The following is a 20,573-nucleotide window of genomic DNA, read 5'->3' as shown; positions in this document are numbered from 1 at the left end:
ATAACAATAACGTCCCTTTCAGGTGAACGAATGAGCGCAATCGAGCAGTTCAGGCAAGCGACGCGCCAATGGCTGGAGGCCAATTGCCCGCCATCGCTGCGCACGCCCACCCCCGACGGCGAAATCGTCTGGGGTGGCCGTCAAGTAGACTTTCCCAGCGAAGACGCCCGGCTCTGGTTCGAGCGTATGCGTGACAAAGGCTGGTTCTGCCCGCAATGGCCCAGCGAATACGGCGGGGGCGGGTTGAGCGCCGAGTACAACGCGGTGCTGGAAAGCGAGCTGCGCCGGCTAAAGTGTCGGCCCGCGCAGATCAACCTGGGTATCTGGATGCTTGGCCCGGTGCTGTTGGAGTTCGGTAGCGAAGCGCAGAAACAGGCGCTGCTGCCACCGATGTGTCGTGGTGAGGTGCGCTGGTGCCAAGGCTTCTCCGAACCCAATGCTGGTTCCGACCTCGCCAGCCTGAAAACCTCGGCGGTGGCCGATGGCGATGACTTCGTGATCAACGGCACCAAGATCTGGACTTCCTATGGCGACAAGTCCGACTGGATGTACGCCTTGGTGCGCACTGATCCGAAAGCGCCCAAGCACCAGGGGATCAGCCTGATCGTGCTGGACATGAAAAGCCCTGGGGTGAGTGTTTCACCGATTGACCTGATCAGCGGCAAATCGGCTTTCTGCCAGGTATTCTTCGATAACGTGCGCGTTCCGCAAAGCCAGTTGATCGGGCCGCTCAACGGTGGCTGGAACCTGGGCAAGAGCCTGCTGCAGCACGAGCGCAAGGCCATGTCCAAGTTCGGCGAGTTCAGCCTGCCCACGCACTTTCACCTGCTGCCGTTGATCGAACGCTACCTGCCCGACAGCCAGGCGCCTGACGACCAGGCCCTGCGTGCTCGGGCCCAGGCCTGCGCGATGAATGAACAGGCCTACAACCTCACCGTGCAGCGCATGGGCGAGGAGGCCCGGGCTGGCCTGGATATCAGCGCGATCATGGCCATCATGAAACTGGTGCATACCGAGCAGGAACGCGACAAGTTCGAGATTCTCCTCGATGCCCTTGGCTACCGCGCGCTGGGCGTTGAAGGCGAGCCGTTCAGCGGCCAGGAACTGGCGATTACCCGAGGCTGGCTCAACAGCTATGCCCTGACCATTTCCGGCGGTTCGTCGGAGGTGCAGTTGAATGTCATCGCCAAGCGGGTCTTGAACCTGCCCAGTGCTTGAGGGGAGTGTGAACATGAGTCTGGTGTATAGCGAAGAGCAACGCCTGTTGGCCGACAGCGCCCGCGAATTTCTCGCGGCGCGCAGCCCGGTGGCGGCGCAGCGGCGCCTGCGCGACGAGGCAAGCGTGCCAGGGTATGACCCGCAGCTGTGGCAAGAAGCCGTGGGTCTGGGCTGGAGTGGCATTCCATTTCCCGAGGCGTTGGGCGGGCTTGAATTCGGCTGCATGGGCCTGGGGCCGATTTTCGAGGCCATGGGCAGAAACCTCTCGGCTTCACCCTTGTTGTCCAGTGTGGTACTCGGTGGCTCGCTGATCCATCTGGCTGGCGGCGCGGCGCAACACGACCAGTGGCTGACGGCGGTGATCAGTGGCGAGCGGCGCCTGGCCCTGGCACTGGATGAAAAACCGCGCCATGCCCCTGAGCACACGGCACTGACGGCGACGGCCGAGGCTGGTGGTTATCGTCTGGATGGCGAGAAATTCTTCGTCATCGATGGCCTGGGCGCCGATGCCTACCTGGTAGCGGCGCGCACCAGTGGCCGCGCGGGTGAGAAGCAGGGCATCAGTGCATTCCTGATCCCGGCGAACACCCCGGGCTTGCAGGTCAGCGCATTGACGCTGATCGACTCGCGCAATTGCGCGCGGCTGCGTCTGAGTGCCGTGCAAGTGGGCAGCGAAGCTTTGCTCGGTACGCTCGGTGGGGCTTGGTCGGTGCTGGACGAGGCGCTGGACCGGGGACGTGCTTGCCTGGCCGCCGAGTTGCTCGGCGCTGCCGAGCAACTGTTTGCCATGACCCTGGAATACCTCAAGACCCGCGTGCAGTTCGATGTCCCCATCGGTTCGTTCCAGGCCCTGCAACATCGGGCCGCGCGCTTGCATGTGGAGTTGCAGCTGGCCCGCAGCGCGGTGATGGCGGCGTTGGCCGCACTCGATGACAACGCGTTGAGCGCGGCCGAGCGCGGGCGGCTGGTGAGCCTGGGCAAATGGAAGGCCGGCGAGGTGGCCGCCCAGGTCAGCAATGAGGCGGTACAGATGCACGGTGGCATCGGTGTCACCGATGAGCTGGACGTCGGCCTTTACCTCAAGCGGATTCGCGTGGCCCAGGCGTGCCTGGGTGACAGTGACTTCCAGTGCGCGCGCTACGCCGCTTTCGCGTCTTTGGAGAGCTAAGAACATGAAGCTGGAACAGTGGCGCAACGCCTGGCAGCAATTGATTGGCCCTGGTTCGCCGTTCGAGGTGGTGTCTTCGCCCAACGACGGCCTGCGGTATTTTCGCCATGCACCTGCGAACTTGCTCGAAGCCATCGATGCGGGCCGTGCGCACGGTGACCGTGAGTTTCTGGTGTGGGAGCAGCAACGGCTGACGTTCGCCGGCTTTTTCGATCAGGTCGACCGCCTGGCTGCGCAACTGGCGCAGCGCTTCGGGGTAAAGCAGGGTGATCGAGTGGCCATTGCCATGCGCAATCAGCCTGCCTGGCTGGTGGCCTTTGTCGCGGTGCAGCGTTGTGGCGCGGTGTGCGTGCCGTTGAACAGCTGGGGCCTGCGTGACGAATTGTTCCATGGCCTGCAAGACAGCGGTGCGCAGGTGCTGGTCTGTGACGAACAACGCCTGCAATTGCTGACCAGCGATCTGCTCGCACAGCGACTGGTCAGCATTGTGGTTGGCATGCCGGCGGGGCAAGCATTATCGGCCAACTGCCAGCGTTTCGAAGATCTGATCCAGGGGCCGCTGCTGGCGCTGCCGGCCATCGAGATCAATCCGGCTGACCCGGCGCTTATCCTCTATACCTCTGGCACCACCAGCCGGGCCAAGGGCGTGCTGTCCAGCCATCGGGCCATTTGCCAGGCACTGGCCGCGCTGGAGTTCCAGTCGGCGTTCTGCGCCGTGAGTTCGCCCGAGCGTATCCAGGCGGTAATCGCCAGCGGCTTGGCGCCGACCAACCTGATGGCGGTGCCGCTGTTCCATGTCAGTGGCCTGCACGCCCAGTTTTTGCTGGGGCTGCGCAGCGGCCGGCGCTTGTTGCTGATGTACAAATGGGACGTGGACAAAGCCTTCGACCTGATTCGCGACGAGCGCTGCACCCAGTTCAACGGCGCACCGGTAATGATGCAGCAATTGCTTGGCTCGCCGCGGTTTGCCAGCACCGACAGCGACAGCCTGTACGGCCTCGGCCTGGGCGGGGCGGTGGCTTCCAGCCGGCTGCTGGCGCACATCAGCAAGCGCAAGCCCCATGCGATTGGCGGCAGTGGCTATGGCTTGACCGAAAGCAACGGCATCGGTGCCGCGGTGGGCGGCGATCAGTTCGTCTACAAGCCCGACTCGGTGGGCTGGCCGCTGCCGATCGTAGATGTATGCATCGGCCCGGACCCGTACTCACCGCTACCCGCGGGGCGCAGCGGTTTGATCTGGCTACGTTCGCCGACCCTGATGAGCGCCTACTGGCTGTTGCCCGAAGCCAGTGCCGAGACCTTGCGCGACGGTTGGCTCGACACCGGTGATATTGGCCATCTGGACGACGAGGGCTTTCTGTACATCACCGACCGTGCCAAGGACCTGATCAACCGGGCGGGCGAGAAGATATCCGCCAGTGAAGTGGAGTCGTGTATCTGCGAAATGCCTGGCGTGACCGAGGCGGCCGCCTTTGCCCTGGACGATGAGGAACTGGGCGAGCGCCTGGCCCTGGTATTGCGCAGCGAACTGCAGCCAGCGCCTACCCCGGAGCAAGTGTGCGCCTTTATCGGCCAGCGCCTGGCGGCCTACAAGGTGCCAGCCGAGGTACACCTGCGCCGCGATCCGCTGCCGCGTAATGCGTCGGGCAAGGTGATCAAGGCGCAACTGAAGGAATCATTGGTCGGCGCCTGACTGATTAGTCTTTCCGGACGATGTACTCCCCCGCAGATCAGGAACAATGGAGGTACCCCAGTAGTCCTGGTCTGCGAAGGAGCCAACCGATGAAAATAACAACAAAAGGCGTGATGTTCGTAGCTGCAGTGGCCGCCAATGTCGGCCTGCAAGGCAACGCACTTGCGCAAGTGTCGCCTGAAGAGGCTGCCAAACTCGGCAAGGAACTGACCTGTGTCGGTGCCGAGAAAGCCGGTAATGCCGAGGGTACCATTCCGCCCTACACCGGCAAGTACCTTGGCGAAGTGCCGGGCTGGAACCATGTGAAGTTCTCTGGCGATCAACCGGTCGACCCTTACGCCAACGAAAAGCCCATCCTGGTGATCACCGCGCAGAACATGGGCCAGTACGAGAGCCATTTGACCGAAGGCCAGAAGGCCCTGCTCAAGCGCTATCCCACCAGCTACAAAATGAACATCTACCCGGGCCATCGGGACTTTCGTTACCCGGACTACGTCTGCGAGCGGGCGATGAAGAACGCCTTGAGCGCCAAGCTGGTCGACGACGGCATGGGCATCGAGGGGATTGGCCAAGTCCCGTTCCCGATTCCGAAAAACGGCATGGAACTGCTGTGGAATCACCAGTTGCCGGCACGGGCCTACACCGAAGAAAAGGTCAGCGACCTGGCTTCGGTGTTGCCAAACGGCAGCATCGGCTGGGGCCGCGCCTATGCGCGCAACCTCTCGCAAGCCAACTCACCGACCGTCGAGCCAAAAACCGAAGGCCAGATACAAGCCATGAGCTGGAACACCACCTTGAAGCCGGTGCGCGACAACGGTGTGGTGAGTATTTCGCAAGAGCCCTATAACTTCCTCGCCAACCCTCGCCAGGCCTGGAGCTACAGCCCGTCTACCCGGCGTGTGCGGCAACTGCCTGGCTACGGGTACGATCAGCCGATGATCGGCACCAACGGGACCATGACGGTTGACGAAGACCGTCTTTACAACGGTTCGCCCGAGCGCTTCAACTGGACGCTGATCGGCAAGCGCGAAGTCTACGTGCCGGCCAACGCCTTCAAACCCAATACCGGTGACATCAAGTACGCCGACATGCTTACCCCCAACCACCCCAACCCCGACTACATGCGCTACGAGCTGCGCCGTGTGTGGGTGCTTGAGGCCAAGCTGAAAGAAGGCTACCGCCATGTATACGGCAAGCGTGTGCTGTTTATTGACGAAGACACCTGGAACGCGGTGGTTTCGGACAACTATGACAGCCGTGGTGCGTTGTGGAAGCACGCGATGATCAACTACTACTACCACCCGGACATGAGCGCCTGGCAGGCCGGTTCGCAGTTCTTCATGGACCTGAACTCGGGCCAGTACACCGGCTACGCCATGACCAACGAATCGAAGAAAGGACCGATTCTCAACGAAGCCAAATTCACCCCGGACATGTACACCGCCGATGCGGCGAGGGCGATGGGGCGGTAACGACAAAGCCAAAAAAACCCCAGGTAGAACCTGGGGTTTTTTTGGCTTCAGGCTTCTCGCCCAGCGCGATTGCCGGCGGCGATGGCGCCTTCGATGTAACCCAGGCTCTGACAGTCACCAATGCTGACGACCTTCAACCCGGCACTGCTCAGTGCATCGCTCAGGCGGGTATCAGGCGTCGCACCACTGGCCAGCACCATCGAATCACCGCGCACCTCGGCAGCTTCACCTTCGGCTGTCTGATAGCGCACGCGGTTACCGTCGATGGCGGTAACGCTCACCCCGGTCAGCAGCTGCCCACCGTGCACACGGATGCCATGCAGCACCCGCCAACGCCGCACAATCGCCAGTTCCCGGCCCAGGTGGCCGCTGTTTTCCAGCACACACACCTGACGCCCACGTGCAATCAGGAACTCCGCCAGTTCCAGCCCCACCAGCCCACCGCCGACAATGATCACGCGTTTGCCCAGGGGCATCCACACGCGTGACAGCTTTTGCATGGCGTCGGTGCTGTCGGTGACGCCGATCAGGTTGCCGGCCTTCATCAGGGTGCGTTGCGTCAGCGACAGCTTGCGCCGGGCGATCTCTTCGGCACGGTCGCCGGTCATCAGCCGGCGCAGTTCATCACCACTCCAGACATGATCCTGCTCGGCGCCTGGGATGCCCGGTGCGGCGCGCTGTGCGCCGGTGGCCACAATCACTTGATCGACGCCCAGGTCGCGCAGCAAGGCTGCATCCACCGTACTGCCCATGCGTACATCGATGGGCAGTTGCCGCACCTGGTACAGCAGGTTGTCGAGCAGGCGTCCGTTTTCGGGGTAGGCGAGGGCAGCAAAGAACAGGGTGCCGCCCAGGCGGTCACTGCGCTCGAGCAGCGTCACGCGATGGCCGCGCAAGGCCGCCACGCGCGCGGCTTCCAGGCCCGCCGGGCCACCGCCGATCACCGCCACATGTTGCGGGGCTGCAACCGGAGTGATGACGCGCTCGCTTTCATGCCCGGTTTGCGGGTTGACCGCGCATTTGACCCGCTCGTTGATAAAGATCTGGCTGACACACACGTAGCAGTAAATGCACGGTCGAATGGCCTGCAGCTCACCGGCCTGCAGTTTGTTGGGCAATTGTGGGTCGGCCAGCAACTTGCGGCCCATGGCGATGAAATCACACTGGCCGGCGGCAATCGCGGCGTCGCCGGTTTCTGGTTCGATACGCCCGACGGCAATCACCGGAATGCTTACGCATTGCTTGATGGCCGCTGTCCATTGGAGAAAAGCCCCGGGCTTTTGCACCAGCGGCGCTTCGGTAAAGGCCACGCCGCTACTGGTCATGGCGTAGGCCGAGACACTGACTGCATCGGCGCCGGCGCCCTCAGCCAGGCGAGCAACCGCCTTGGCATCGTCGAGGGTGATGCCACCGGGGGTCAGCAGTTCTTCGGCATCCAGCCGCAGCCAGACGCCAAAGCCGGTGCCAACCCGCGCGCGTATGGCGGCCAGGACCTCAAGCAGCAAGCGCGCACGGTTTTCCACTGTGCCACCGTATGCGTCTTCACGGCGGTTGTAATACGGCGATAAAAAGCCGGCGATGATGTAGTTGTGCGCGGCATGGATTTCCACACCGTCGAACCCGGCGCGATGTGCACGCTCGGCAGCGGCTGCGAACCATTCGACCATCTGTGCGATGTCGTCCTGGTCCATCACCCGCATCTCAATCCTGCCTTTGCGACCGCGTACGGCGCTGACAAAGGAGGCGAGTTCTTCCGGGGTCAAGGCCTGCATCATGTCGGAGGTACTGGCCGGGGGCAACGACGGCACCCACAGTGGCCGGCCCGCAGCCATGTCCCGTATGGCGTTCTTGCCGGCGTGCTGCAGCTGCATGGCGATCTTTGTACCGTGCCTGTGCACGCGTTCAGCCAGTTGGGCAAGGCCCGGGATGAATTCATCAGAAGAGACACCGACCTGGTACGGCTCGGCGGTACCGGCCGGGAAGGCGACGGCGCACACCCCCATGATCAATAGCCCGGCACCGCCTTCGGCACGTGCTTCGTAGTAGGCCTGGATACGTTCGCCACAGTGCCCGTCGGATTCGGCGAAGTTGGAGCCCATGGGCGCCATGATGATGCGATTACGCAGTTGAAGGGGGCCGATGCGGCCAGGCGCAAGCAAGTGGGAGAGTTTTGTCATTGTTATGTCAGCCCTTGGTAGAAGCCAGTCGATACGACAGCGGCCAGGTTGCTGCTGTCGCAAGGTACGTTGCGTACGACGACTAGGCTTGGCGCAGGAACTCGAGGCAGGAACGGTTGAACAACTCACGGTGCTCCACCTGAACCCAATGTCCACAGCGATTGAGCAGAATAAAGCGGGCGTCAGGGGCGTTGTCGAGCACTTTCATCGCGCCACCGACCGGGTTGAAGTTGTCGTTGGTGCCCCAGAACCCCAGAATCGGTACCCGCAGCTCCTCGAGGCGCTCGGTCATGTTCGGCACCATCATGGTCGAGAACAGGCAGTGCGGCTGGTATTTGGCCACGGCAACGCGTTCGGCCAGCAGGCTGTCGGGCAGTTGCGAGGCATCGAACAGCTGCAGGCTCATGATCTGGCGCATTTTGTCGATGTCGAGCGGGCCGGCATTGAACAGCTCGACCATGCGCTGAATACCGATCTTCTTGAAGTAGGTTTCGCGCTCTTCGACACCGCCCGGGGCCATCAGGATCAGCTTGTCGAGCAATTGCGGTTCGGCCAGCCCCAGGCCAATGGCGATGGCGCCACCCAGGGAATTGCCGAGCAGGGTACAACGTTGCACTTCAAGGGCCTTGAGCAAGCCGGACACGGCGTTGACGAAGAAATCCAGGTTGTACTGGACGTTGTCGGGCTTGTCCGAACGGCCGAAGCCGGGCAGGTCGATCACCAGGTTACGAAAGCCGGCCGCAACGAAGTCGGGGTAGTTGCCCTTGAAGTTGCTGTAGCCACTAGCGCCCGGGCCACTGCCATGCAACCACACCACGACGGGGCCGCTCCCTTCGTCGAGGTAATGCAGGCGCAGGCCGTTGTCGAGGGTGACGAAGTGGCCGATAGGCAACGGTAGGTCTTGTTCTGACATCTTCGAATCTCCATTGATCAGGCAGTTACGGCATTTTCAGGGGTGGCAGTCGGTGCAGCCGATCGCTGCAGTTGGGCGCGGTAGCGGGGCAGGGCCATGCCCAGGAATACGGTCGAGAGCATCAGCATCGAAATGGAGGCGGCCAGGGCGTAGCGCAGCGCTTCGGTGCCGAGGGACGGGGCGAGCAGATCGCTGAGTACGCCGATCAACAGCGGGCCAACGCCGACACCCAGCAGGGTCATGGCCATGACGAAGATTGAAGTTGCCTGGGCCAGGCGCGCAGCCGGGAACAAATGTGTGACGGCGCCCAGGCACGGGGTCGCCCACCAGGTACCAAAGAAGGCAAAGCCTGCATAGAAGAGGAATGCGGTCGGCACCGGGGTGCTGCCCAGATGGAACAGAATGCCGGTTGGCCAAAGGAAGTACGCCAATGCGAACGGGATACTGACCAGGGTGGCTAGCAGCGGGACGCCGATCTGCCAGCCGGCATCACGGCGAGCCATGCGGTCGGAGATTATGCCGCAGGCCAGAGTGCCGAAGGTGGCACCGCTGCCGCCCACTACGCCGACCAGAAAACCTGCATCCTGCAGGTTCAAACCGTGGGAGCGGATCAGGAAACTCGGGCTCCAGGTGCCAATCGCATAGCCGGCGATGGCGCTGGACGCGCCGGTCAGCACCAGCCAAAGGAACGATGGGGTTTCCATCAGCTTGGCCACCGTCTTCGCCCAGCCTTCTTGAATGACTTCGACCTTGGTCTGCACTTCGCTGGCAATTTTCGGCGCACGGACCGTGAGCCACAGCAGCAGCCCCAGCAGGATGCCCGGTAGACCAATGATCACAAACGCCGAGCGCCAGCCATAATGCTGGGCGATCCAGCCACCAAAACCGAGGCCGAATATGGCGCCGAAGCTTGAGCCAAGCATCAGGATGGACAGCGCAGTGGAGCGATTTTTTGCTGGGTAAAGCTGCGAAATCATCGCCACCGAAGGCGCCGTGCCGCCCGCTTCACCAACGGCTACGCCGATCCGCGCCAACACCAGCAGCCAGAAGCTGGTGGCCAGGCCACAGGCCATGGTCATCACACTCCAGGCAATGCAGCAGGCGGCGATAACCGGTTTCGGCCCGATACGGTCGGAAAGCCGGCCCAGGGGGAAGCCGAACAGGGTATAGAACACCGCAAATGTCACCCCCGAGAGCAGGCCGATGCCCGTGTCGGAAATGCCGAACTCCGCCTTGACCGGCTCGATCAGGATCGCCATCAACTGCCGGTCGATGTAGTTGAAGATGTAAATCACGGCCAGCACGAACAGTGCGTAGTGGCTACGCCAGGTAACGCGGTTGGAAGAGTTCACGACGGGTGCTCCCGGTTTTGTTCTAGTGAGCAGGAGCGTGGCGCCGATCACGCTCGGGCACATCGTCCATTCAGACCACTTGCTTGCGGCACAGCGGGCAAGCGCGGCTGCGTAGTCTTATCGGACGATGTTGCGGTTTTGTACAGGGTTAATGATTTGTCCCGTGCTCGATCATCCAGCGCGTTGTGCCGGTGATCGGGGAAGCCAAGGCTTGCGGGAGATCAACGATGAAGTTAGCGAACAAAGTGGCCCTGATCACGGGCGCCGGGCAAGGCATGGGGCGGGCGATTGCCCAGCGCTTTGCCGAGGCCGGCGCGCGGGTGGTGGCGGTCGACATCAACCTGCAGGCTGCCGAGCAGACGATCGAAGGGCTCGGTGAGCACGCCCTGGCGCTGGCGTGCAACGTCGCCGACAGCGACTCGGTGGCGGCGGCGATGCACAGGCTGGAAGCCCGTTTCGGCGCCCTCGACATCCTGGTGAATAACGCCGGTGTCGGTTCAGTCGACAGCTTTGTCGACACCCCGGACGCGCATTGGCAGCGGGTCATTGGGGTCAACCTCACGGGCACCTTCCTGTGCAGCCGTGAAGCGGTGCGGCTGATGCAAAAGCACGCCATTCAGGGCGTGGTGATCAATATTTCCAGCACCGCCGCGATGACTGGCGAAGGCCCAAGCCATTACTGCGCGGCCAAAGCCGGCGTCATGGGGCTGACCCGCAGCATGGCGCGGGAGCTGGCCGCCAGCGGCATCCGCGTCAACACCTTGGTGCCCGGCCCGACCAACACACCGATGATGGCCGACATCCCCGATGAGTGGCTGCAGGGCATGCTCAAGGCAATCCCCTTAGGCCGTATGGGCGAGGTCGATGAGATCGCCCGCGCCGCCGTGTTTCTGGCCAGTTCCGACGCCAGCTTCATCACCGGTCAGAACCTCGCCGTCAACGGCGGCATGGCCTTCATTTGAACCGGGAGCAGGCAATGAGCACACGACTTCAAGGCAAGATCGCCTTCATTACCGGCGCCAGCTCCGGGATTGGTGCCGCCACCGCCCGACGCTTTGCCCAGGAGGGCGCCACCGTGGTGCTCTGCGGGCGTAATCAGGCGCCATTGGAAGCTGTTGCCAGCACCATTCGCGAAGCAGGTGGCAAGGCCCATTGGCAGGTCGTCGATGTCAGCGACGAGCAAGCCTTTGTCGGCGCAATCGAGGCCGCAGCGCAGCAGCATGGCCGCCTGGACATCCTGGTCAACAACGCCATGGCCTACACCTGGGGTGCCATCGACAGCACCAGCACGGGCGACTGGCACGCCAACTTCCGCACCACCGTGGACGGCACGTTCTGGGGCACGCGCACGGCCATGGCGCTGATGAAAGCCCAAGGCGGCGGCGCCATCGTCAACATCGCCTCGATCTGCGGGTTGTTTGGTACGCCCTGGATGGCCGGCTACTCGGCAGCCAAGGCCGCAGTGATCAACTTCAGCCGAGCTGCAGCCAGCGAAGGGGCGGCCAACAGGATTCGCTGCAACGTGGTGGTCCCGGGCGTCATCGAAACCCCGGCAACCGCGAGCATGCTGGCCGACGCCAAGGCCCGTGGCAACACCGAGAAACTGATCCCGCTGCGCCGTATCGGCCAGGCGCAGGAGGTCGCCAACGCGATTCTGTTCCTGGCAAGCGACGAAGCGTCCTATATCACCGGCGCGTGTGTGCCGGTGGATGGCGGGCGCAGCTCGGAACTCTACACGGTGCTGGAGTGATGAGCATGGAACCGAACACGTTGTTGGCACGCATCGACCGGCTTGAGTCGATTGAGGAAATTCGTCAATTGGCGGCCAAGTACTCGCTGTCGCTGGACATGCGCGACCTCGATGCCCATGTCAATCTGTTTGCCGAAGACATCCGCGTTGGCCGCGAAAAGACTGGCCGTGCGCATCTGAAAGCGTGGGTCGATGCCACCTTGCGCGATCAGTTCAGCGGTACCTCGCATCACCTGGGCCAGCACATCATCGAACTGCTTGACGCCGACAATGCTGTTGGCGTGGTGTATTCCAAGAACGAGCATGAGACCGGCCCCGAGTGGGTGACCATGCAAATGCTTTATTGGGATGACTACCAGCGCATCGATGGCCGCTGGTACTTCCGTCGCCGCCTGCCGTGCTACTGGTACGCCAGCGACCTCAACAAGCCGCCGATCGGCGAGCGAAAGATGCGCTGGCCAGGGCGTGAACCCTATGCCGGCAGCTTCCACGACCTGTTCCCGTCGTGGGCCGAGTTCTGGGCCCGGCGCCCGGGCAAGGAGCAACTGCCTGATGTTGCCCCGGCCGCGCCCCTTGAGCACTTTCTAGCCACCCTGCGACGCGGTGCTGCGGCACCGAAGATTCGTGTGCGCTGAGGACTCGCGATGAGCATATTGTTTGAACCCCTGCGCCTGGGTGAGCTGGAGCTGAGCAACCGCATTGTCATGGCGCCGATGACCCGCAGCCGCGCCAGCGTACAGGCCGTGCCGACAGCTGAAATGGTCGACTATTACCGCCAGCGCGCCAGTGCCGGGCTGATCATTGCCGAAGGCACCGCACCGTCAGCCGAGGGGCTGGGCTATTGCCGCACACCGGCCATTTACGACAGCGCGCAGATCGAGGGTTGGCGCCAGATCACCCGCGCGGTGAGCAATGCCGGCGGGCGCATGGTGTTGCAGTTGATGCACGTGGGCCGCGCCGCCAGTTGGCAAAACAAACCGGCGGGGGCACGGACCGTCGCCCCATCGGCGATACGCGCCCGCACCCAGGTGTTCTGCGATGGGGCCGGCCTGGTCGATACCGATGAGCCTCAGGCGTTGAGCCTTGAGGACATTGACCGCGTGATCGAGCAATACCGGCGCGCAGCCCTGAACGCCCGCGAAGCCGGCTTCGAAGGGGTCGAGCTGCATTGCACCAGTGGTTACCTGCCGATGCAGTTCATGGCGTCCGGCAGCAACCAGCGCAGTGATGGCTATGGTGGCGCAGCAGCCAACCGTGTGCGTTTCCCGGCCCAGGTGTTGGCCGCGATGGCGGCGGCAATCGGCTCGGGGCGCGTAGGTTTTCGCTTGTGCCCGGGTAACCCTTACAACGACATCAGCGACGCTGACCCGGCCGGCACTGCACAAGCCTTGTGTGAGCAAGTCGAGCCGCTTGGCCTGGCTTACCTGCACATCATGCGCTCGCCGCTGGCCACACTGGATGCCTTTGCCTTGGCGCGCAGCCATAGCAGCAGCGGGTTGATCCTCAATGACGGTTTCGACGGGCCTTCGGCCGCTGCGGCAATAGAAGCTGGGCAGGGCGCCGCAGTGTCGTTCGCCCGCCACTTTATCGGCAACCCGGACCTGGTCGAACGCCTGCGTGCCGGCCTGCCCCTAGCCGGTTTCGACCGCAAGACACTCTATACGAAAGGATCGCCTGGCTATTCGGATTATCCGACCCACGCCCAGGCGACTGCATGAACAGCCGGTTTTATCGGAGGTAGGGATGAACAATTTCAATAACAACGCAAGCCTGCTGTCCAGTGTTGATCGCGGGGTTGTGCCCCGCGAACAAACCCAGGCCATCCTTGATCGCCGGGCCGAAGCTGCCGCGCGGATCAAACCTGCGGATCGCTATACCCTGGCGGATCGCCTCGAAGAACAGGCGCAACGCCACGGCGAGCGGCCTTTCGTCATTTATGGCGATCAGCGCTTGAGCTACGCCCAGGTCAACGCCCGGGCCGACCAACTGGCTCACGTATTTCATTCCCGTGGCCTGCGCCCCGGCGATGTCTGCGCGCTGGCCATGGAGAACCGCCCGGCGTTTTTCTGCTGCTGGTTTGGCCTGGTCAAGCTCGGTGTGGTGGTGGGCTTCGTCAATACCCAGGTCAGTGGCCGGCCGCTGGTGCACGCGCTGGAGGCAATCGACGCCAAAGCGATGCTCGTCGGCGAGGAAGTGCTGGGCAACGTTCTGGCAACCGAAGGCCTGCCGCCGCTGCCGCTGTTGCTGGTCGAAGAAGCCGAGCAAGCGTGGGCCGGGGCAATGCCTGCACAGGTTGACACCGGCCTGGCCGAAGCATTGGCCAATGCCCCGTGCACGCCATTCCCGCGTGACCTGCGTGCCGACCTGCGCGCCGAGTCGCCGAGCCTGCTGATCTTTACCTCGGGCACCACCGGTTTGCCGAAAGCCGCGCGTTACAGCCATATGCGCTGGATGTCGACGGGCGACATCATGGAAGTCACTCTGCAGACCACGCCCGGCGATGTGTTCTATTGCTGCCTGCCGCTGTACCACGGCGCAGCGGCCACTTCAGTGACGTCAACCGCGCTGAAAACAGGTGCGGCGATCGTGGTGCGGCGCAAGTTCAGCGTCCGCGAATTCTGGAAGGACGTGCGCGAGCACCGCATCAGCGTGTTCCAGTACATCGGCGAGATCTGCCGCTACCTGCTCAACCAGCCCAAGGCGGCCGGCGAACGCGACCATGGCCTGCGCTGCATGCTCGGCGCCGGGTTGACGCGCGAGACCTGGCAGAACTGGGTGCAGCGTTTCGGGCCGATCCAGGTGTTCGAGGGCTGGGGTTCTACCGAGTCCAATACCAACGTGGTCAACGTCGACAACTATGTGGGCGCCTGCGGGCGCATACCGTTCTGGGACAAGAGCAACCTGCGCCTGGTGCGCTATGACGTTGAAACCGACAGCCATCCACGCGACGAGCACGGTTTTTACCAGCTCTGCGAAGTGGGTGAAGTGGGTGAAGCCCTGGGCTTGATCATCGACCACCCGCAGATCGGCGGCGGCCGCTTCGAGGGTTACACCTCGGCCGAGGCAACCGACAGCAAGATCCGCCGCAATGTCTTGCGCCCAGGGGATGCCTATTGGAGTTCGGGCGACCTGCTGCGTTATGACGAAGACGGCTACCTGTACTTCATCGACCGCATCGGTGACACCTTTCGCTGGAAGAGCGAGAACGTCTCCACCCTGGAGGTGGCGGCTGCGCTGGGGGATTTTGCCGGGCTCGAGCTGATCAACATCTACGGTGTGCAGGTGCCCGGGCAAGAGGGGCGCGCCGGCATGGCGGCGGTGCTGATGCAGCCTGGCCAGCCATTTGACCCTGAAGCGTTCTATGCGCTGACCGAGGTGCGTTTGCCACGCTATGCGGCGCCGGTGTTCGTGCGGGTGTCAGCGGCGGCTGACCTGACCAGCACCTTCAAATTGCGCAAGGTCGACCTGCAGCGCCAGGGCTACGCGCCGACGGCGTTCAGCGACCCGCTGTTCATCCGTGACGAAAGCAGCCGCAGCTATGTGCCGTACAGCACCCACGTGCTAAGGCGCATTGGCCTGGCCGCTTTTGCGGGTGACGTCAGTGAGTAGCCTGGATGCCCAGGGGCACGAATGGCGCGCAGGCCTGCGCTTCCCCTGGCCGCAGCCACCAGCCAATGGCGAGGTTCAGCAGGTTGCCGAAGGGCTGTTGTGGCTGCGCATGCCGCTGCCGTTCGGGCTTGACCACATCAACCTGTACCTGCTGCGCCACGGCGAGGGCTGGGTGGCGGTCGATACCGGGCTCAACAACACGCAGACCCGCGACATCTGGGAAGCGCTGTTTGTGACGGTGTTGGGTGGTTTGCCGCTGCTGGCGGTGATCTGCACGCACTTTCACTCGGACCATGTCGGGGTGCTCGGCTGGTTGACCGAGCGCTTCCGCTGCCCGGTGTTCATGAGCGCCAGTGAATATCAGGCGATGCACCAGCTGCGCGCGCCAGGTGACACCAGCACTAGCTGGGCGTTTTACCAGCATTACCAGCGCGCAGGCTTCAACCAGGAACAGACCGCAGCATTGTTCCCGTTGCTGGGCTCCGCGCACTTTCGGCCAGAGGTGCCCACCAGTTTCCGGCGCCTGAGTGAAGGCACACAACTGGTGATAGGCGGGCGCCGTTGGCAGGTCCTGATCGGCCGCGGCCATTCGCCCGAACATGCCTGCCTGTACTGCGCCGAGGACGGCCTGTTGATTTCCGGTGACCAGGTGCTGCCGCGCATCACCTCCAGTGTCTGCGTGCAGGTCACCGAGCCCGATGCCGACCCATTGCGCGACTGGCTGGATTCGGTCGAGCGCTTGCGGGAGGTGCCCGATAGCGTGCTGGTGCTACCGGCGCATGAACGGCCGTTTTACAACCTGCATCTGCGCCTTGATCAACTGCGCGCGCACCACCTGGGGCACTTGCAGCAACTGTTGGCCGCCTGCACCGCGCCGCGCAGTGCCGTGGAGCTGATGGCCGAGCTGTTTCCGAAGGTGAAGGGGCGCTTCGATGAATTGATGGCGATTGGCGAGACCCTGGCGCATGTCAATTACCTGATTGCGCAGGGGCAACTGGTGCGTGAAGAAACAGCCGGCGTGTTCCGCTACGGGCGCACGCCCGAGGGTGTCAACGTTCAGTCGGTGCTAGGGCAGCTGTGAGTGGGCTGAGGCTAACGAGTGGTGTTCTTGCACTTTTGCGCGACCGTCAGGTCGTTAATCGGAGAGGCAGTGTGACTAATAAAAACAACAAATATGGTGCTGGCCCAGCTGTATCGGGTTTCGAATTATCGGGTCTGGTGGTGGCAACCGCATTGGTTTGCACACCCGCATGGTCTGGTGAAACGATCGAGTTCGACAACGGCACGACAATCGACTGGACGGTGACCACCAGCTACGGCCTGGGGGTTCGCCTGTCGAACCCGTCAAGCAAACTGTTGACACCCAACGCCGATGATGGCGATCGCAACTTCGACAAGGGCAGCCTGGTGACCAACCGGATCGGCGCCCTGGCCGAGATGATCGTGCGCAAGGACAACTACGGCGGGGTGCTGCGCGCCAGTACCTTCTACGATGATGTTTACCATCGTTCCAACGACAACGACTCACCGGGCACGGTCAACAAGGCTGGCGACCATAACGAGTTCACCAGCGACACCAAATATTACAGCGGCGGGCGCAGCAAGTTCCTCGATGCTTATGTGTTCAGCGGCTGGCGCTTTGACAATGGTTCGATGCTCGATGTGAAGGCCGGGCGCCATATCGAGTCGTGGGGCGAAAGCTTGTTCTACCCCGGCGTCAGTGGTGTACAGAACCCGTCCGATGCGGTCAAGGCCGCGCAGCCCGGGGTCGAGGTCAAGGAAGTGCTGTTGCCGGTCGGCCAGGTGTCGGCGTCGTATCGCTTGAACCCGCAGTGGACCTTGGGCGCTTACGTGCAATACGAATGGATGGGCACGGAATTGCCGCCGGTGGGCAGCTACCTGTCCACCAGCGATGTGGTCGGGCCAGGACGAGAATTTCTCATCGGGGCCAATGGTACGCGCATCAACTACCAGGGCACCGATGAACCGCGTGACAGCGGTCAGTGGGGGGCTCAGATACGCTTTCGACCCGTGCCCGCCCTGGAACTGTCATTGTTTCATGTCAATTATCATGACAAGAACCCAGCCACTGCCCTGGTGGGTTACCGGGCCGTCCCGGCCGGGCCAGGCGTGTTCTTCGGCACGCCAGATGGCTACCGCATTACCTACTTTGAAGACATTAAGCTGACCGGGATCAGTGCCTCGACCAAAATCGGCGAGACCCAGATCGGTGGCGAGTGGTCGTATCGCGACGGTGCTCCAGTGATGGTCAACACCGGCCTTGGCCCCACGCCTGCGCGTGGCAAGGGCCAGCAAATGCAATTGTCGGCGATCCGTATTCTGGGTGACCGGCCTTGGGCGAGCCAGACCTCGCTTACCGCCGAGATCGTGCATGTGCGTGTCGACAGCGTGGACGAAGCCTCGGCCGCGCCGAACCTGCTGGGTTTAGGCAACAGCCTGATTCCGTCCATGCGGCCGCTGGTGCAACCGTCCGACGACTACACCTACAAGACCTCGACTGGCTGGCGCAGCAAGACTGCCAGTGCCTACACCCTGGGTGCGTCTTTCAGCTACCCGGGCGTGTTCGAAGGCTGGGACCTGGAAGTGCCGGTGAACTTCTCCAACGTGTTCAGTGGTGCCACGCCGATGGCCGGGACCATCTCCGGGTTGCAGGGTGATCGCCGGTTGAGCCTGGGCGCCACCTTCAAGTACCTGGGCAACCTGGAAGTCGCCCTGCGGGTTACCGGCTACCTGGGCGACGCTGACCCGGTCAAGCGCCTGCTGGCAGACCGCGACTACGGTACATTCTCGGTCAAATACAGCTTCTGATTAGCGCGCCGGCGTCAGGTGTGAGTCAACCCTGACGCTGGCCGCTGTTCTAGTCAAAATGGACGATCACTCGCCACGGCACCTGTGGCATGGTCGCAAGACAAAAACCTCAAGCACACAGCCTTCGAGTGGGGGATACATGGGTCTTAAAGGTCATGCGGCGATTGTCGGCGCCGCGCAATACAAACCCGAGAAGTACGCCACAGCGCCGCGAATGTTCCATCTTGAGCAAGTGGCCGACCTGGCAGCGCAGGCGCTGCACGACGCCGGCTTGCGTGCCGACGACCTCGATGGCCTGGTGATCAATGGCCCGCACTTCCACGAAGCTTCGGTGTTCGTGCCGGCCATGGCCGCTGAATACCTGGGTTTGTCTGTTAATTTCGCCGAAGTGGTCGACCTTGGTGGTTGTACCGCAGTGGGTATGGTCTGGCGCGCGGCCGCGGCGATCGAGCTGGGCCTGTGCCAGGCGGTGCTGTGTGTGATGCCGGCGCGCCTGGCGCCGATGGGCCCCGACGAAGATCCCGGGGTAATGGCCCGCGCCATGCGTTACGGCGGTCACAGTACCGCCTTTGGCGCGCCAGAGGCGGAGTTCGATCTGCCTTACGGCCACATGGGCCAGAACACCGGCTACGCCATGATCGCCCAGCGCTACGCCGCGCAGTACGGTTACGACCCGGTGGCCATGGCCAAGATTGCCGTTGATCAACGTACCAATGCCTTGGCCAACCCCCAGGCGATGTTCCATGGCCAGCCGTTGACGATCGAGCAGGTGCTGGCGAGCAAGCGTGTGGCTGATCCTTTGCACGTACTCGAGATTGTCATGCCGGTGGCCGGTGGCGCGGCATTGATCATTGCCTCCAAAGAAGTGGCCGCACGTGCACGCAAGCGCCCGGCATTCATCACAGGCTTCGGTGAGCACCTGGCGTTCAAGTCACCTTCGTATGCCCAGAACATGCTCAACACCCCGATTGGGCCTGCTTCGCGCCGCGCCTTCGAGATGGCCAGGCTCAAACCGGGCGATGTCGATGCGGCGCAGATCTATGACTGTTACACCATTACCGCGTTGCTGACCCTGGAGGACGCCGGCTTCTGTGCCAAGGGTGAGGGCATGCAGTTTGTTCGCGAGCATGACCTGACCTGGCGCGGCGATTTCCCCATGAACACCCACGGTGGCCAGTTGAGTTTCGGCCAGGCCGGCGCTGCCGGGGGCATGTCACAGGTGATCGAGGCTGTCACGCAGATCACCGGTGAGGCGGGGGAGCGCCAGCTTGAACGCTGCGACGCTGTCTACGTGTCCGGCACCGGTGGCGTGATGAGTGAGCAGGCCGCGTTGATACTTCAGGGAGCATGACCCGCATGTCGAACAATAAGCCAATGCCGGTGCCGACTGAAATTTCCGCGCCGTTCTGGGAAGGCCTGAAGGCACAGCGCCTGTTGATACAACAGTGTAATGCTTGTGAACACTGGGTCTTCTACCCGCGCAGGCACTGCCCGCAGTGCCTGGCCCATGACCTGAGCTGGCGCGAAGTCAGTGGTAGCGCCACCCTGTACAGCTTCACCGTGGCACGCATTGCCACGTTGCCGGATTTTGCCGATGAGATGCCACAAAAGCTGGCCGTCATCGAACTGGACGAAGGCGTGCGAATCAACACCACCCTGGTGGGGCTTGAAGAGGATCAGATCCGCATCGGCATGCGGCTCAAACCGGTGTTTGCCGAAGTCGACGCCAAGGGTACGCGTTTACTGCGCTTTACCGGTCCGGACCAGGACAGCACGGCGCTACAGCGCTACAACGGCGTGCCTCAGGCGCAACCGCCGGAGCAGGGTGAAGCAGCATCTGTGCGCTTGGTCGCCATGGATGATGAGGTGGCACTGCAGAGCCTGGTCAATGAAACCTTCAGCCCCTGGAGCAACCAGATTGTCATCGATCAGGCACTGATCGATGCCTTCGCCGCGCTGTCGGGTGATGACTACTGGATTCACACCGATCCGCAGCGTGCACGCAAGGACAGCCCGTTTGGCGGCACCATTGCCCACGGCGCGCTGGTACAGGTGTTGCAGTCGCGGCTCAAGCTGGCGCTGGGTTATGAGATCACCGGTTTCAGCACCATGGTCAACTACGGCTCCGACCGCCTGCGCTTCCCGGCGCCGGTGCCGGCGGGCTCGCGGGTTCATGCACGGGCCAGGGTCAAGCAGGTGGCGCGGGTCAAGCGCGGCACCCAGTTGACCCTGGAGGTGAATACCCACGTCGTCGGCAGTGATCGGCCCTCGGTCATCAACGACCTGGTAATCCTGTACATGTAACCCCTCCGAAGGCGCGAGATTGCCCTGCGATGCGATGCGTTGTGCCTGCGCATCACTGTCGCGGGGCAAGCCTGTTTCCACCGCCTGC

General features: G+C 62.8%; 16 protein-coding genes. 13 read left to right on the top strand and 3 right to left on the bottom strand.

Going from position 1 to position 20,573, the window contains the following annotated elements:
• Positions 1-30: 30 nt before the first annotated feature.
• The 4 genes from J3A71_RS15970 (at position 31) to J3A71_RS15955 (ending at position 5,551) form a co-directional block, all read left to right on the top strand.
• Positions 31-1,218 (top strand): acyl-CoA dehydrogenase family protein, encoded by a 1,188-nt coding sequence (locus tag J3A71_RS15970; RefSeq protein WP_016486830.1) that lies wholly within the window; start codon positions 31-33, stop codon positions 1,216-1,218.
• A 13-nt stretch (positions 1,219-1,231) separates the two neighbouring features.
• Entirely contained in the window at positions 1,232-2,386 is a 1,155-nt protein-coding gene (locus J3A71_RS15965) for an acyl-CoA dehydrogenase (protein ID WP_016486831.1), read from the top strand.
• Positions 2,387-2,390: 4 nt separating this feature from the next.
• Positions 2,391-4,079 (top strand): class I adenylate-forming enzyme family protein, encoded by a 1,689-nt coding sequence (locus tag J3A71_RS15960; RefSeq protein ID WP_016486832.1) that lies wholly within the window; start codon positions 2,391-2,393, stop codon positions 4,077-4,079.
• An 89-nt stretch (positions 4,080-4,168) separates the two neighbouring features.
• Complete coding sequence (locus J3A71_RS15955; RefSeq protein ID WP_031312508.1) at positions 4,169-5,551, top strand: DUF1329 domain-containing protein; 1,383 nt, start codon at positions 4,169-4,171, stop codon at positions 5,549-5,551.
• Positions 5,552-5,598: 47 nt separating this feature from the next.
• Here J3A71_RS15955 and J3A71_RS15950 read toward each other — a convergent pair whose 3' ends face one another.
• The 3 genes from J3A71_RS15950 to J3A71_RS15940 form a co-directional block, all read right to left on the bottom strand.
• Positions 5,599-7,728, bottom strand: coding sequence for an FAD-dependent oxidoreductase (locus J3A71_RS15950; protein WP_060517724.1), 2,130 nt, complete (start codon positions 7,726-7,728; stop codon positions 5,599-5,601).
• A gap of 82 nt (positions 7,729-7,810) precedes the next feature.
• Positions 7,811-8,641 (bottom strand): alpha/beta hydrolase, encoded by an 831-nt coding sequence (locus J3A71_RS15945; protein ID WP_016486835.1) that lies wholly within the window; start codon positions 8,639-8,641, stop codon positions 7,811-7,813.
• A 17-nt stretch (positions 8,642-8,658) separates the two neighbouring features.
• Positions 8,659-9,993 (bottom strand): MFS transporter, encoded by a 1,335-nt coding sequence (locus tag J3A71_RS15940; RefSeq protein WP_016486836.1) that lies wholly within the window; start codon positions 9,991-9,993, stop codon positions 8,659-8,661.
• 227 nt (positions 9,994-10,220) lie between these two features.
• Here J3A71_RS15940 and J3A71_RS15935 point away from each other — a divergent pair, with 227 nt between their 5' ends.
• From J3A71_RS15935 to J3A71_RS15895, 9 genes are all read left to right on the top strand, one after another.
• The gene (locus tag J3A71_RS15935; RefSeq protein ID WP_016486837.1) at positions 10,221-10,955 is read left to right on the top strand and encodes a 3-oxoacyl-ACP reductase family protein; all 735 of its coding nucleotides are present in this window, start codon (positions 10,221-10,223) and stop codon (positions 10,953-10,955) included.
• A 14-nt stretch (positions 10,956-10,969) separates the two neighbouring features.
• A complete protein-coding gene (locus tag J3A71_RS15930) occupies positions 10,970-11,743 on the top strand; it encodes an SDR family NAD(P)-dependent oxidoreductase (protein ID WP_023049051.1) in 774 nt (257 codons plus the stop codon).
• Positions 11,744-11,748: 5 nt separating this feature from the next.
• Complete coding sequence (locus J3A71_RS15925) at positions 11,749-12,378, top strand: nuclear transport factor 2 family protein (RefSeq protein WP_209953002.1); 630 nt, start codon at positions 11,749-11,751, stop codon at positions 12,376-12,378.
• A gap of 9 nt (positions 12,379-12,387) precedes the next feature.
• Positions 12,388-13,461 carry an alkene reductase gene (locus J3A71_RS15920; RefSeq protein WP_016486840.1) on the top strand — a complete coding sequence of 358 codons (1,074 nt, stop codon included), beginning with the start codon at positions 12,388-12,390 and terminating at the stop codon, positions 13,459-13,461.
• Between the two features lie 25 nt (positions 13,462-13,486).
• A complete protein-coding gene (locus J3A71_RS15915) occupies positions 13,487-15,352 on the top strand; it encodes a long-chain-acyl-CoA synthetase (RefSeq protein ID WP_016486841.1) in 1,866 nt (621 codons plus the stop codon).
• Positions 15,345-16,433: an MBL fold metallo-hydrolase gene (locus tag J3A71_RS15910; protein WP_016486842.1), complete on the top strand. Its 1,089-nt coding sequence runs from the start codon at positions 15,345-15,347 to the stop codon at positions 16,431-16,433. The genes J3A71_RS15915 and J3A71_RS15910 overlap by 8 nt, the downstream gene beginning before the upstream one ends.
• Before the next feature lie 71 nt (positions 16,434-16,504).
• Positions 16,505-18,181, top strand: coding sequence for a DUF1302 family protein (locus tag J3A71_RS15905; RefSeq protein WP_016486843.1), 1,677 nt, complete (start codon positions 16,505-16,507; stop codon positions 18,179-18,181).
• A 139-nt stretch (positions 18,182-18,320) separates the two neighbouring features.
• Positions 18,321-19,532 (top strand): thiolase family protein, encoded by a 1,212-nt coding sequence (locus J3A71_RS15900; RefSeq protein WP_096426062.1) that lies wholly within the window; start codon positions 18,321-18,323, stop codon positions 19,530-19,532.
• 5 nt (positions 19,533-19,537) lie between these two features.
• Positions 19,538-20,485 carry an OB-fold domain-containing protein gene (locus tag J3A71_RS15895; RefSeq protein WP_095115429.1) on the top strand — a complete coding sequence of 316 codons (948 nt, stop codon included), beginning with the start codon at positions 19,538-19,540 and terminating at the stop codon, positions 20,483-20,485.
• The last annotated feature ends 88 nt before the right edge of the window (positions 20,486-20,573 follow it).

The organism is Pseudomonas sp. PvP089 (assembly GCF_017875165.1).
GTDB lineage: Bacteria > Pseudomonadota > Gammaproteobacteria > Pseudomonadales > Pseudomonadaceae > Aquipseudomonas > Aquipseudomonas fortuita.
The sequence above is the reverse complement of the archived record's forward strand: the minus strand, read 5'-3'. Positions and strand labels throughout refer to the sequence as shown.